This is a genomic window from Mesorhizobium sp. ZC-5 (assembly GCF_025753855.1).
In the GTDB taxonomy this organism is placed as follows: domain Bacteria; phylum Pseudomonadota; class Alphaproteobacteria; order Rhizobiales; family Rhizobiaceae; genus Neomesorhizobium.
In genome coordinates this window covers 133,588-146,942 of record NZ_JAOWPT010000005.1, presented here as the reverse complement: position 1 = coordinate 146,942, position 13,355 = coordinate 133,588, and the positions used below count along the sequence as shown (strand labels likewise).

The following is a 13,355-nucleotide window of genomic DNA, read 5'->3' as shown; positions in this document are numbered from 1 at the left end:
ATGCTTTTTCCGCCAACCATCGCCGGCAGCCTGCCCAAGCCCTCATGGCTGGCCGAGACCGAAAAGCTGTGGCCGAAGTGGAAGCTGGAAGGGGATGCGCTGGCGCAGGCCAAACGGGACGCGGCGCTGATCTGGATCAAGGAGCAGGAAGACGCCGGCATCGAGATTGTCTCGGACGGCGAGCAGTTCCGCACCCATTTCGTCCACGGCTTCCTCGAAACGGTCGAAGACATCGACTGGGACCTCAAGACGAAGATGGGCATCCGCAACAACCGCTATGTGGTGGATGTGCCGACGGTGACCGGACGCCCGAAGCGCAGCCGCCCGGTGCACGCGCAAGAAGCCGCGTTCTGCCGGGCGCACACGAAAAAGGGGCTGAAATTCACCCTGCCCGGCCCGATGACGATCTGCGACACGCTCGCCGACGGCCATTTCGGCCGGCGTGCCGACATGGCGATGGCTTTCGCCGAAATCCTGAACGAGGAGGCGCTCGAACTGGAAGCCGAGGGCGTCGACACCATCCAGTTCGACGAACCCGCCTTCAACGTGTTCATGGACGATGTCAACGAATGGGGCATCGCGGCACTGGAGCGGGCGGCGCGCGGACTGAAATGCACCACCGCAGTGCACATCTGCTACGGCTACGGCATCGAGGCGAACCTCAAATGGAAGGAGACGCTCGGCGCCGAATGGCGGCAATACGAGGCGATCTTTCCTGCCATCAACCGCTCGTCGATCAGGCAGGTATCGCTCGAATGCACCAATTCGCACGTGCCGATCTCGCTGATCGGGCTTTTGCCTGACAAGGAACTGCTGATCGGGGTGATCGACGTGGCCTCCAACACCATCGAGACGCCGGAACAGGTGGCCGGCACGATAACGGAGGCGCTGAAGCACGCCGACGCGGCGCGAATCCTGCCCTGCACCAATTGCGGCATGGCGCCGCTGTCGCGCACTGTTGCCAGCGGCAAGCTGAAGGCGCTCGGCGCCGGCGCGGAACTGGCTCGGCGGCAGTTGGGTTGACGGTGCTCCGTATGCAAGAACCTGGACGCCGTGCGCCATGACACAGGCCGTCACTGGTCCCGCAATCTATGTCGATGCCGACGCCTGTCCGGTGAAGGCGGAGGCGGAAAAGGTCGCCGCACGGCACGGCCTCGTCGTCACCTTCGTTTCAAACGGCGGCTTGCGCCCTTCCCGCGATCCGATGGTGCGCAATGTGGTGGTGTCGAAGGGTGCAGACGCCGCGGACGACTGGATCGTCGAGAACGCAAAAGCCAACGACATCGTGATTACCGCCGACATTCCGCTTGCGGCGCGGACGGTGGCGCTCGGCGCGCATGTGCTGGGCATGACGGGAAAGCCCTTCACGCCGGAGACGATCGGCATGGCGGTGGCGATGCGCGACCTCAAGCAGCATCTGCGCGAGACCGGCGAAAGCAAGGGCTACAATGCCGGCTTCAGCCCAGCGGACCGGTCGCGGTTTCTCGGCGCGCTGGACCAGATCGCCAGGCGGGCGCTGAAGACGGCGGACACGGCATGATGGCGCCGCTGCATCGACGCCGGGCATTTTATATCGCGGCAGTTGCCGGCATCGCCGCCCTGCTGCTCGGCTTCTGGCTGGCGCGCGACCTTGCCGTGGTCATCGGCGCCAACATGTTTTTCACCACCTACCTCGTGCTCAGCTTGATCGGATTTCCAAAACTCACGCCACAATATCTCAGGAAGAATGCCGACAGCGCCGACGAACCCGTGTCGATCATCTTTCTCGTGACCCTGGCGACGGTGGTCGTGGCGGTCGTCTCGCTGTTCATCCTGATCAACCGGCAAGGTAGCTTCCACCCTCTCGCCTTCGCCCTGACGCTCGCCGCCGTGCCGCTGGGCTGGTTCACCATCCACACGATGGCGGCGCTGCATTACGCGCATCTCTACTGGCAGCCCGAAACCACGGCCGAGGAAAAGGCGGAGGCACATCGCGGCAATGCACGGCAGGGGCTGGAATTTCCCGGGACAAAAAGCCCGACCGGGCTGGATTTCCTGTATTTCTCCTTCACCGTCGGGGCGACCGCGCAGACATCCGATGTCGAGGTCACCAACACGGCAATGCGCATGGTGTGCGTCATCCACTCCGTTATCTCGTTTTTCTTCAACACGGTGCTGGTGGCGGCGGCGGTGAATGTCGCCGTTTCACTGGGCGGTTAGGCTGGTGCGTTGTGAAGCTGCGCCACAAGTGATATCATTGTGATATCAAAATGGAGAAATGCCATGGGCAGCATGGTCATCAGGAACCTTCCGGACGATGTCGTGGAGAGCTTCAAGGCCCGAGCCAAGGCCAAGGGGCAGTCCGCCGAACAACTGGCGCGCGATGTCATCACGCGCGAAGCGGGGATGACGCGCGACGAGGCCTGGGCGGCGATAGATGCCATTCGGGCGAGATCGAAACCCGTCGACCTCGAAACCGCGCTGAGAATCATGAACGAAGCGCGCGAGGAACGAGACGCGAGGCCATTTTTACCTGGCGTCGACGATGATCGTTGACGCAAGCGTTGCGGTGCCGTGGTTTGTCGACACGCCGTTCTCGGTATCGGCTCGCAGGCTGCGATCGTTCCAAGGCAACGCACCGGCACTGCTGCTGGTGGAAACCACGAATTCATTGCTCAAATATGTCCGCCTCGGTCAGATCGATCTCGATCAGGTGCTCGTCGGGATGGGCGCCTTGAACGTAGCCATCACCGAATTCGTGCCCGATGCGGCGCTTCTTCCATCGGCGACCAAACTCGCGGCCGGCAACAATCACAAGATCTACGATTGTCTTTATCTGGCACTCGCGCTCGAGCGAAACGAACCATTGGCAACCGCCGACAAACGCCTGGCGGTGCTCGCCAATTCACTCTCCATTCAAACAGAACTGATCGAACCAGCCTCATGAAAACAATCTCGACTTCGAAATCCCATGGCGGCGTCCAGGGCGTCTATTCGCATGCTTCGGAAGCGTGCGCCTGCGACATGACATTTGCCGTATTCGTGCCGCCGCAGGCCGCGGGAAAGCCCTGCCCGGTGGTCTGGTATCTTTCCGGCCTCACCTGCACGCACCAGAACGTCATGGACAAGGGCGAATACCGGCGCATGGCGGCGGAACTCGGGCTGATCGTGGTCTGTCCCGACACCAGCCCGCGCGGCGACGACATACCCGACGAGAAGGACAACTGGCAGTTCGGCAAGGGCGCCGGTTTTTATGTCGACGCCACGCAGGCGCCTTTCGCCCGCAACTACCGCATGTACTCCTACATAACCGAAGAGCTGCCGGCGCTGATCGCCCGCGAATTCCCGGCCGACATGATGCGGCAGGGAATCTTCGGCCATTCGATGGGCGGCCACGGCGCGTTGACCATGGCGCTGAAGCACCCGGAACGCTTCAAGAGCTGCTCGGCCTTCGCGCCGATCGTGCAGCCGATGACGGCCGGCTGGTCTAAACCGGCGCTGGAGAAATATCTCGGCCCCGACGAGCAGGCCTGGCGCCAGTACGACACGACAGCACTCATCGAGGACGGCGCCAGTTTCCCGGAATTTCTGGTCGACCAAGGCAGCGCCGACGGGTTCCTCGACGACGGGCTGCGTCCGTGGCTGCTGGAAGAGGCCTGCGCCAAGGCGAACATCCCCCTCACCCTGCGCATGCGGGAGGGCTACGACCATTCCTACTTCTTCATCTCAACCTTCATGGACGTTCACCTGAAATGGCACGCCGAACGGCTGCGGTAACGCCGTTCTCAAGCAAATGTCAGCAAAAGCGCCAAACTTCACGGGCTTCCTCACCGTAGCTTGACTTCAGTTGATCGGGTGTCCCGCCTAGGGTCGCCCGCGACCGAGGGAGGCAAGGCATGACCACGCCATCGAACCCCGACACGCTGATTTACCGGCAATCGGGCTGGACACGGCTGACGCACTGGATCTGGGCGATCTCGCTGTTCTTCCTGCTGCTCACCGGCCTGCAGATATTCAACGCGCATCCCGCGCTCTATCTCGGCAAGCAGTCGGGCTTCGGCTTCGACAACAGCGTGCTTGCGATCGGCACCATCCAGGGCGAGAGCGGCCCGCGCGGCGTCACCGAGGTTTTCGGAACGCGTTTCGACACCACCGGCGTGTTCGGTCTGTCTGAGGTGGGCGGGCAGATACGCGGCCGGGCGTTTCCGGCGTGGGCGACGATCCCGTCGCACCAGGACCTCGGCACGGGCCGGGTCATCCATTTCTTCTTCGCCTGGGTGCTGGTCGGCACACTGCTGGTCTGGCTGACCGCGAGCGTCATCAATGGGCATCTGCGGCGCGATCTGGCACCCAAGGTCGAGGATATCAAAAAACTGCCAGCCGACATCGCCGCGCATGCGAGGCTGAAATTCCACCATACGCGCGACTACAACACGCTGCAGAAGCTCGCCTATGGCGGCGTGCTGTTCGTCCTGTTGCCGCTGATGATCCTGACCGGACTGGCGATGTCGCCCAGCGTCAACGCCGGACTGCCGTTCATCGCCGATTTGTTCGGTGGCCGGCAGTCGGCGCGCACCATCCATTTTGCGGTGATGCTGCTGCTCGTCGGCTTTTTCATCGTCCACATGCTGATGATCCTTGCCGCCGGCCCGCTCAACGAACTGCGCTCGATCGTCACCGGCTGGTACCGCACCGATCTGCCGAAAAGAAGCGGCCCCAAGGGGAGCGCATGAGATGCAGAAGTTCCAGCTCAGCCGCCGCAAGTTCCTCACCTCCGCCGCGCTCGGCGCTTCGGGCCTGGCGCTCTCCGGCTGCGACGCGTTCGACAGCGTCAGCAATTCCGACAGCGCGGTGCGCCAAATCCTCGAAGGAGCCAACGGGCTGACCTACCGGGCACAGCGGCTGCTGGTCGGCCGGCAGGCTCTGGCGCAGGAATTTTCGGAGAGCGACATTCGCCAGCCGATGCGCCCGAACGGCGTCACAGCGCCCGACGACGCCACCTACAAGGGGCTGTTGAGCAACGATTTCGCCGATTGGCGGCTGGAGGTGACGGGGCTGGTGGAAAGACCGCTGTCGCTCAGCCGCGAGCAGTTGATGAACATGCCCGCCCGTACCCAGATCACCCGCCACGACTGCGTCGAGGGCTGGAGCTGCATCGCCAAATGGACAGGAACGCCGCTGTCGCTGGTGCTCGACCAGGCCGCGGTCAAGCCGCAAGCCCGTTACGTGATTTTCCATTGCCTGGACACCATCGACCGCGATCTGTCCGGCGACATCAAATATTACGGCAGCGTCGACTTGATCGATGCCCGCCACCCGCAGACGATCCTTGCCTATGGGCTGAACGGCAAGCCGCTGCCGGTCGAGAACGGTGCGCCGCTCCGGGTGCGGGTCGAACGGCAGCTCGGCTACAAGATGCCGAAATACATCCACAAGATCGAACTGGTCGACGGTTTTGCCGCGATCGGCCGCGGCAAGGGCGGTTATTGGGAAGACAATGGCTACGACTGGTATGGCGGGATTTAGTGAAAGCACCGATCAACCGGAGCAACCGCAACGCACCCGTATCCGGCCTCCTGCAAAAGGTTACTGGAGCTTACCGTCGCGGCTCCTATCTGCCTTGGTGAAATCAGCCATGACCTGATTCATGAATTCCGTCTGGCTCGCTCTGCCGTCCCCGTCGCGATCTATAGCGGCAAACTGATTCGGGGTAAGCACCTTACCAACATCGGCGGCGCGCAAACTGCCGTCCCGATCCGTGTCCAATTTCTTGAAGGCGTCCGTCATGAAAGCCTGATACTCGGTCTGGTTCACCGAACCATCATCATTGGTGTCGAGATGGTCCCGATGGCCTTCATACATTGGCGAGGCCTGCTGCGCCGCCGCTGTGGCGGTGCAAAGCAGGAGGACGGAAATAGTTGTCGCGATTTTTGTTTTCATCCTGATGTCCCTTCTTTTTGCGGCCCTAGCGACAGGCCAGACGATTTCCGAGGAAGCCGCCACCGCCCACGCCGATTGCCGTGCCGATAACCTGACCGGAACCGCCACCGATCGTGCTGCCGATCAATCCACCGACGATCGCGCCTCCGACCGTGCCGGCAATACAGCCGAATTCCGCATTATGGGCCTGAACGGATGGGTCCGATGACGACTGGCAGGCGGACAGGGCAAGAATGCCCGCCAACATGAGTGCCACAGCTGGTTTCTTCATTGGTTTGGTTTCTCCCGTTTGTGATTCCGTAAATCGCGCCAGCAATGATCCACTGTCATTCGGTAACGGTCTCGGCAAAACAATCTGCCAGGCCTTGCGGTGCTCCGAGTTTCTTCGCCCAGGACACCAGTTCAGGCTTTTCCGAGGGTTCGGCATAGCCGCCCCATACGTCGCGAAAGTGCTTCTTTCCGTTGACTGTCTGGAAGAACATCATGCCGTCATCGGCTGCCGGCGTGGAAGCGTAAGCAGCGCTCCAGTTGCCGCTCTCCATGATCGCACTGAACGTCACCTGCGCGGGCTTGACCTTGCTGCCCATCGCCGCCGCGACGAGAGGAGCATATTCAGTCTTGCGCGCTTCCGTCACCTCGACCTTTACGCCATCACACGCTTTGTTCGCGGCGAACGCGGATGTCATCGTCATTCCCAGTCCCGCGAGGCCGATCATCACTATTTCGATTTTGGCATGTCGCCAGACAAAGCCGCTGAATTCAGACATAATTGGCTTCCTCCTTACGTCGCCGCGGGTCCATTAATCGGAACCATCATCGTCCGATGAACTGTCATCCCCCGGCGTGTCGACCTCGCAGCCGATGCCGTGGCATCCTTGATAGTTGCCTTGCGTATCGAAGTTCGGATTGCCTTCCTTGTCGTATTGCGGGGTGTTGTCGATGCTTTGATTCCCATCGTCAGGATCGTCGACTTCACACCCCACACCCCGGCACCCGATGTAACGGCCCCGCGTATCGAAATTGGGATTGCCGTTCCTGTCGAACTGCGGCCGGTCATCAACCCATCCACTCGTCCTGGTGGGCTGGTCGACCAGGCAGCCTGTTCCGTGACAGCCATCGTAGTCGTCCACGGTGCAGCCTGCGAACACCAGCAAAGCGGTGGTGAAAGATTGCATAGATCGCGAGTTTCATGATTCATCCTCCGACTGGCTGGCGGGCTGGCGGCCGATTGTCCGTCAGATGTATGGCCGATAGCCGATGGCGGCCCGAACAGGATCGCTGCGATCAAGAGCCGCTTGTGCGCCTGCCGGAACATGATCGCCTGCAATCTGAAGACGTCCGACAGTAGAGCCACCGAAGAAGAGCCGACAGGGTTGGCACGACGACGGTCGCGGCGAGCAAAGCACCAACAAATCCGACATGTTAGTCCCTCCGTCCGGAGGCTGCGGCAGCGCTCGTCCCCTGCCCCTGTCGGCCGCGCGAAGTCCTTTGATCCGGTTTTTAAGCTGACCCGAAGGTTCAGCTTGCCGAAGGTTGCACGGAAGTGCCGTATAAGGCAAGATTAGATTGGGTCAGTTGATTAAATTTTAAATTAGAAGACGCTAACAAACTACGAGATTTTCCAAATCTCGTGCAACCACGAGAATGAAGGCCAATCATGATCACGAAAAGCAAGACGCTGATTTTGTCGATTACCGCAACTATTCTATGCGCTTTAACTTTTATTCTTCCAGCCATAGCGCAATCCGACAAAGAAATTAACAATCAACTTGATGAATTATTCGGGCAGCACGAGGTCTATCATTCGTTCTTTACCGACCTGAAGAAGGCCGTTTCTGCCAGTGACAAGAACGCGGTCGCAGCAATGGTACATTATCCGATCACGGTTTCCGTCGGCGGCAAGGACGTGAAGATAAAATCGGGTAAAGACTTTGTGTCGCATTACGATCATGTCTTTTCCGACAAGATCGTTGCGGCAATCGAGAAGGAAACCTATGCCGCTCTCTTTGCCAATGACCAAGGTATCATGATCGGAGACGGCGAGGTCTGGATCAATGGAATCTGTCTCGACCACGACTGCAAGAAGCAGGCGGTCAAGATCGTCACCATCAATTCGGACATCTAGCTGCGACTTCAGAAGCCGCTTCATGACCTTAAAAGGTTGCGCTCAAGCCTCAGCGGCCTATGTTGGTCACATGCCGTGCCGCGCGCGCGAGCAAAAAGATCAACAGACCGCAGGAGGTTGGCAGGGTGTCGGACACCACGAATATCTATGAAGAAACACCTGATTTGGACACGATCGGCGGACGCCTGTCACGGGCACGCGAGAGTGCCGGACTGAGCGTCAAGGAGATCGCCTGGCGGCTCGGCGTGAAGATCGCCACGGTCAACGCCTGGGAAAGCGATCGCACGCTGCCGGGCGCGCAACGTCTGAATCGGCTGGCCGGCATATTGGGCGTCAGCATTTCCTGGGTCCTGCACGGCGTCGGGACGGCGCCCATGGAACATGGCGGCCAACAGACAGTGAAAAACGTCACCGCGCAGCTTGAAAAACTGAAACTGCTGCACCTCGAGACCGGACAGTTGATCGGACAGATCGAGAAGGACATCGAGAGGGTCGCGGCGCACCGCGCAGAGGAACGGCTCGACCTGGCCACTTGATCCTTTGGCGGTGGCAACGGCTTCGATCCGACAGCCGCGTAAAGGTGTCGATCGCCAAGGCGGATGGGACCATCCGTCATCGCCTGCGACAGCACGGATGCTGAAAATCGTCACATCGCGATGAAACAGGACAAATTGTGCGTATCTCCGCGCCGATGTCGTGGGGAGGTGACAATCCGTCGGGCATGGGCTATTCACGACTCGTCGAGGGCTTCGGCCCTACCTGTTTGCGGGAGAGAGTCGCTTGAATGCGGCCGCCGAAGGGGAAATCGCCCGAAATCTCTCAGGCAAAAGAACCGTAGACGGGAAAGACACTCTGGAAAGTCGGGAATAAACCCCCGCGCCGAAGGTGTAAGCGTCGCCGACAGAGTTCCGGTTGCGCAAGTCTCTCAGGCTTCAGACAGAGGGGCACGGAATGGCCGCCAGCGCGGCCGCTTGCGTGCGTCTCTGGAGAAGTCATGACCGGCGAAGAGCTTTTTCATCTACCCCTTGAAGATCTGCATATCGCGGCCGGCGCCCGCTTCGGCGGTTTCGCTGGGTGGTCGATGCCGCTCACCTACCCCGCCGGCGTGATGAAGGAGCACCTTCACACACGCGAGCATGCCGGGCTGTTCGACATTTCCCACATGAAGCTGATCAAGGTTTCCGGCAAGGATGCCGCGGCACTTCTTTCCCGCGCGTGCCCGCTCGATCCTGATGCGCTGGAGATCTCGCAGTCCAAGCTGACGTTCTTCCTGAATGAGGCCGCAGGAATACTGGACGATCTGATCGTCACACGGCTCGGCGAGCAGCGCTTCATGGTGGTCGCCAACGCCGGCAATGCGGTGGCCGACGTCGCGCACCTGACCGCGTTGGCCGAGGAGTTCGATGCCAAGGTCGAGCCGCTGGACCGGGTTTTCCTGGCGATCCAGGGACCGGAGGCCTGGGCAGTCCTGTCACGCGCTGGCATCGAGACCGGTTCGCTGACCTTCATGCATGGCGTCGAGCCGCATCCGGGCTGGTTTATGAGCCGGTCGGGCTATACCGGCGAGGACGGTTTCGAGATCGGGCTGCCGGCAGATGACGCCCGGAAACTTGCCGAAAAGCTGCTCGCCGACGACCGCCTGATGTGGATCGGCCTTGCCGCACGCGACAGCCTGCGGCTCGAGGCAGGTCTCTGCCTGCATGGCAACGACATCACCCCCGACACCGACCCGGCGAGCGCCAGCCTGATGTGGGCTATCCCCAAGGACCTGCGCGCCGACGGCACCTTCATCGGGGCCGAAGCGTTGCGCAAAATCGTTGCCGACGGCCCGGCTGAAAAGCGCGTCGGGCTGAAGGCCGAGGGCCGCCAGCCGGTGCGCGGCGGCACCGTTGTCATCGACGAGGCGGGCAATCCGGCCGGACGCGTCACCTCCGGCGGCTTCGGCCCGTCGGCCGGCCACCCGGTCGCCATGGGTTATGTGGCCACACTGCTCGCCAAGCCTGGAACCAAACTCTTCGCCGACGTGCGCGGCAACCGCATTCCGGTCGACGTTCACACCCTTCCCTTCACGCAGCACCGCTACCGCAAAGGATAAGTCCCTATGGCAACGACCTATTTCACCGAAGACCACGAATGGATCCGCGTCGAAAACGGCATCGCCACCGTGGGCATCACCGACTACGCGCAGGAACAGCTCGGCGACCTGGTTTTCGTCGAACTGCCGGAAGCCGGCCGGCAGCTCAAGAAGGGGGATGCCGCGGTCGTCGTCGAATCGGTCAAGGCGGCATCGGACGTCTATGCGCCGGCGGACGGCGAAATCACCGAATCCAATGCCGCGCTGTCATCCGACCCGGCGCTGGTCAATTCCGCGGCTACCGGCGACGGCTGGCTGTGGAAGATGAAACTCGCCGACGAAGGGCAGCTGTCCGGTCTGATGGACGAAGCCGCCTATAAAAAGCTGGTCGGATAAGCAGGACACGACACCATGAGCGACAACAGCCCAGCCTTCGCCGGCCGCCATATCGGCCCGGGAACCGCCGACACCCGCGCCATGCTCGCCACGCTCGGTGTGCCGTCGGTGGAAACCCTGATCGCCCAGACGGTGCCGCAGCCGATCCGTCTCGGCAGGCCCCTGCGCCTGCCCGCAGCCGCGTCCGAAGCCGAGGCACTGGCCGAACTTTCCGCCGTAATGAGCCGCAACACCGTGCTCAAGAGCTTCATCGGCCAAGGCTACCACGGTACCATCGTGCCGCCGGTGATCCAGCGCAACCTGTTCGAGAACCCGGCCTGGTACACCGCCTACACGCCCTACCAGGCCGAGATCAGCCAGGGGCGGCTGGAGATGCTGTTCAACTTCCAGACGCTGGTAGCCGAACTGAGCGGGCTGCCGGTGGCGTCGGCCTCGCTGCTTGATGAGGCAACGGCGGTGGCCGAAGCGATCGGCATCGCTTACCGGCATCACCGCGAAAAGCGCAGCAAGATCGCGCTTGCCGGCACGCCGCATCCGCAGACGCTCGACGTCGCCCGCACCCGCGCCGAGCCGCTCGGTATTGAGATCGACGGCGAGACGATCGACGACAACACCGCGGCGCTGCTCGTTTCCTGGCCGGATACCTACGGCGTCTATGGCGATCACACCGCTGCCATCGCAGCCGCCAAGGCGGCCGGGGTCATCGTGGTGTTCATCAGCGACCCGCTGGCGCTGACCCTGACGGATTCGCCGGCCTCGCTCGGCGCCGACATCGCGGTCGGTTCCATGCAGCGCTTCGGCGTGCCGATGGGGTACGGCGGCCCGCATGCCGCTTATTGCGCGGTGTCGGAAAAACTCACCCGGTTGATGCCGGGCCGGCTGGTCGGCCAGTCGGTCGACGCGCATGGCAGGCCGGGCTACCGGCTGGCGCTGCAGACCCGCGAGCAGCACATCCGCCGCGACAAGGCGACCTCCAACATCTGCACGGCGCAGGCGCTGCTGGCCAACATGGCCACGGCCTATGCCATCTGGCACGGCCCGCAAGGCCTGCAGGCGATCGCGCAGCGCGTGCATTCCATGGCCGCAAGGTTCGCCGCGGCTGCCTGGGTAGCTGGGCTGACGGCCAGCGATACGCAGTTCTTCGACACGGTGACGCTGACTTTCCCCGATGCCGCAACGGCGGCCGACCTGGTGCGCCAGGCCGAACACGGCGGCAGGCTGGTGCGCATCATCGACGAGCTGCGCATTGGCGTCACCTTCGACGAAGCGTCGACGGAAGCCGATCTCGCGGCACTTGCCACATTATTCTGCAGCGCGTCGGCCCTGCCCGAAACGGCGGATGCCATGCCGGGCACGCCGCGCGGCAAGAGCTTCCTGTCGCAGCCGGTGTTCCATGACGTGCGCTCGGAAACCGAGATGATGCGCTTCCTGCGGCGGCTGGCCGACAAGGATCTGGCGCTCGACCGGGCGATGATCCCGCTCGGCTCGTGCACGATGAAGCTCAACGCGGCGGCCGAGATGATGCCGGTGAGCTGGCCGGCAGTCGCCAACCTTCATCCCTTCGCGCCGGCGGCGCATGCGCTTGGATACCGCGCGATGACCGACGACCTGGAGCGCTGGCTTGGCGAAATCACCGGCTTCGACGCGGTGTCGCTGCAGCCCAACGCGGGCAGCCAGGGCGAATATGCCGGGCTGCTGGCGATCCGCCGCTACCACATAGCCCGCGGCGAGGCGCATCGCACGGTGTGCCTGATCCCCTCCTCCGCGCACGGCACCAACCCGGCGAGTGCGGCCATGGCCGGCATGCGTGTCGTCGTCGTTGCCTGCGAGGCCGAAGGCGATGTCGACATCGACGACCTGAAGGCGAAGGTGGCCGAGCACTCTGACAACCTCGCGGCGCTGATGATGACCTATCCATCGACGCACGGCGTGTTCGAGGAAGGCGTGAAGGAGATCTGCGAGATCATCCATGCACACGGAGGCCAGGTTTATCTCGACGGCGCCAACCTGAACGCGCTGGTCGGCCTGGCGCGGCTGGGTGACATCGGCGGCGACGTCTGCCACATGAACCTACACAAGACCTTCTGCATCCCACACGGCGGCGGCGGACCGGGCGTCGGCCCGATCGGCGTCAAGGCGCACCTGGCGTCACATCTGCCGGGCCATGTCGAGGCGGGCAGCAGCCACGCGGTTGCCGCAGCACCCTTCGGCAGTGCCTCGATCCTGCCGATCACCTGGATGTATATCCGCATGATGGGTGCGGTCGGGCTGAAGCAGGCGAGCGAAATCGCGATCGTCAGCGCCAACTACATCGCCGAACGGTTGAAGGGCCACTTCCCGATCCTGTTCAACGGCAAGAACGGCCGGGTCGCGCATGAATGCATCCTCGACACGCGGGTGCTGAAGGACAGCGCCGGCATCAGCGTCGAGGATGTCGCCAAGCGGCTGATCGACTACGGCTTCCATGCGCCGACCATGTCGTGGCCGGTTGCCGGCACGCTGATGGTGGAGCCGACCGAATCCGAGCCGAAGGAGGAACTAGATCGGTTCTGCGACGCGATGATCGCCATTGCCGGCGAAGCGGCGCGGGTCGCCGGCGGCGAATGGCCGCTTGCCGACAATCCGCTGGTCAACGCGCCGCATACGGCGGCCGAAGCGCTGGCGGCGGAATGGACGCATCCCTATTCGCGTCTCGAGGCCGCCTATCCGGCAGCCGACGCCAACACAGCGGCAAAATACTGGCCGCCGGTTTCGCGCATCGACAATGTCGGCGGCGACCGCAACCTGGTCTGCTCCTGCCCGCCGCTGACGGAATATCTCGGCGCCGCCGAATAGGCCATT

General features: G+C 62.4%; 17 protein-coding genes and 1 riboswitch. Of the genes, 13 read left to right on the top strand and 4 right to left on the bottom strand.

The window, feature by feature from the left end; genetic code table 11:
* The 8 genes from OHD58_RS15780 to OHD58_RS15745 all read left to right on the top strand — a co-directional run bounded on the left by OHD58_RS15780 (position 1) and on the right by OHD58_RS15745 (position 5,505).
* Positions 1–1,023 (top strand): methionine synthase, encoded by a 1,023-nt coding sequence (locus tag OHD58_RS15780; protein ID WP_263804373.1) that lies wholly within the window; start codon positions 1–3, stop codon positions 1,021–1,023.
* Positions 1,024–1,060: 37 nt separating this feature from the next.
* Positions 1,061–1,540, top strand: coding sequence for a YaiI/YqxD family protein (locus tag OHD58_RS15775; RefSeq protein ID WP_263804372.1), 480 nt, complete (start codon positions 1,061–1,063; stop codon positions 1,538–1,540).
* Positions 1,540–2,199, top strand: coding sequence for a DUF1345 domain-containing protein (locus OHD58_RS15770; protein WP_263804687.1), 660 nt, complete (start codon positions 1,540–1,542; stop codon positions 2,197–2,199). Before OHD58_RS15775 ends, OHD58_RS15770 begins: the two co-directional genes overlap by 1 nt.
* A gap of 63 nt (positions 2,200–2,262) precedes the next feature.
* Complete coding sequence (locus OHD58_RS15765; RefSeq protein ID WP_263804371.1) at positions 2,263–2,535, top strand: FitA-like ribbon-helix-helix domain-containing protein; 273 nt, start codon at positions 2,263–2,265, stop codon at positions 2,533–2,535.
* Between the two features lie 13 nt (positions 2,536–2,548).
* Positions 2,549–2,926, top strand: a complete 378-nt coding sequence (locus tag OHD58_RS15760; RefSeq protein WP_263804370.1) for a type II toxin-antitoxin system VapC family toxin — start codon at positions 2,549–2,551, stop codon at positions 2,924–2,926.
* Complete coding sequence (gene fghA, locus OHD58_RS15755) at positions 2,923–3,756, top strand: S-formylglutathione hydrolase (protein WP_263804369.1); 834 nt, start codon at positions 2,923–2,925, stop codon at positions 3,754–3,756. Before OHD58_RS15760 ends, fghA begins: the two co-directional genes overlap by 4 nt.
* A gap of 119 nt (positions 3,757–3,875) precedes the next feature.
* Complete coding sequence (locus OHD58_RS15750; RefSeq protein ID WP_263804368.1) at positions 3,876–4,712, top strand: cytochrome b/b6 domain-containing protein; 837 nt, start codon at positions 3,876–3,878, stop codon at positions 4,710–4,712.
* A 1-nt stretch (position 4,713) separates the two neighbouring features.
* Positions 4,714–5,505, top strand: coding sequence for a molybdopterin-binding protein (locus tag OHD58_RS15745; RefSeq protein ID WP_263804367.1), 792 nt, complete (start codon positions 4,714–4,716; stop codon positions 5,503–5,505).
* 60 nt (positions 5,506–5,565) lie between these two features.
* On the opposite strand, the gene OHD58_RS15740 is transcribed toward OHD58_RS15745, so the two are convergent.
* The 4 genes from OHD58_RS15740 to OHD58_RS15725 form a co-directional block, all read right to left on the bottom strand.
* The gene (locus tag OHD58_RS15740; RefSeq protein WP_263804366.1) at positions 5,566–5,919 is read right to left on the bottom strand and encodes an EF-hand domain-containing protein; all 354 of its coding nucleotides are present in this window, start codon (positions 5,917–5,919) and stop codon (positions 5,566–5,568) included.
* 25 nt (positions 5,920–5,944) lie between these two features.
* A complete protein-coding gene (locus OHD58_RS15735; protein ID WP_263804365.1) occupies positions 5,945–6,190 on the bottom strand; it encodes a glycine zipper 2TM domain-containing protein in 246 nt (81 codons plus the stop codon).
* A 55-nt stretch (positions 6,191–6,245) separates the two neighbouring features.
* Positions 6,246–6,635 (bottom strand): hypothetical protein, encoded by a 390-nt coding sequence (locus OHD58_RS15730; RefSeq protein WP_263804364.1) that lies wholly within the window; start codon positions 6,633–6,635, stop codon positions 6,246–6,248.
* A gap of 84 nt (positions 6,636–6,719) precedes the next feature.
* Complete coding sequence (locus OHD58_RS15725; protein ID WP_263804363.1) at positions 6,720–7,094, bottom strand: hypothetical protein; 375 nt, start codon at positions 7,092–7,094, stop codon at positions 6,720–6,722.
* A gap of 482 nt (positions 7,095–7,576) precedes the next feature.
* Here OHD58_RS15725 and OHD58_RS15720 point away from each other — a divergent pair, with 482 nt between their 5' ends.
* The 5 genes from OHD58_RS15720 to gcvP all read left to right on the top strand — a co-directional run bounded on the left by OHD58_RS15720 (position 7,577) and on the right by gcvP (position 13,349).
* Complete coding sequence (locus OHD58_RS15720) at positions 7,577–8,044, top strand: hypothetical protein (RefSeq protein ID WP_263804362.1); 468 nt, start codon at positions 7,577–7,579, stop codon at positions 8,042–8,044.
* Between the two features lie 125 nt (positions 8,045–8,169).
* A complete protein-coding gene (locus OHD58_RS15715) occupies positions 8,170–8,580 on the top strand; it encodes a helix-turn-helix domain-containing protein (RefSeq protein WP_263804361.1) in 411 nt (136 codons plus the stop codon).
* A gap of 220 nt (positions 8,581–8,800) precedes the next feature.
* A riboswitch (glycine riboswitch) is annotated at positions 8,801–8,889 on the top strand.
* Positions 8,890–9,038: 149 nt separating this feature from the next.
* Positions 9,039–10,139, top strand: a complete 1,101-nt coding sequence (gcvT, locus tag OHD58_RS15710) for a glycine cleavage system aminomethyltransferase GcvT (protein ID WP_263804360.1) — start codon at positions 9,039–9,041, stop codon at positions 10,137–10,139.
* A gap of 6 nt (positions 10,140–10,145) precedes the next feature.
* Positions 10,146–10,514: a glycine cleavage system protein GcvH gene (gene gcvH, locus OHD58_RS15705; protein WP_263804359.1), complete on the top strand. Its 369-nt coding sequence runs from the start codon at positions 10,146–10,148 to the stop codon at positions 10,512–10,514.
* 15 nt (positions 10,515–10,529) lie between these two features.
* A complete protein-coding gene (gcvP, locus tag OHD58_RS15700; protein ID WP_263804358.1) occupies positions 10,530–13,349 on the top strand; it encodes an aminomethyl-transferring glycine dehydrogenase in 2,820 nt (939 codons plus the stop codon).
* Positions 13,350–13,355: the final 6 nt, after the last annotated feature.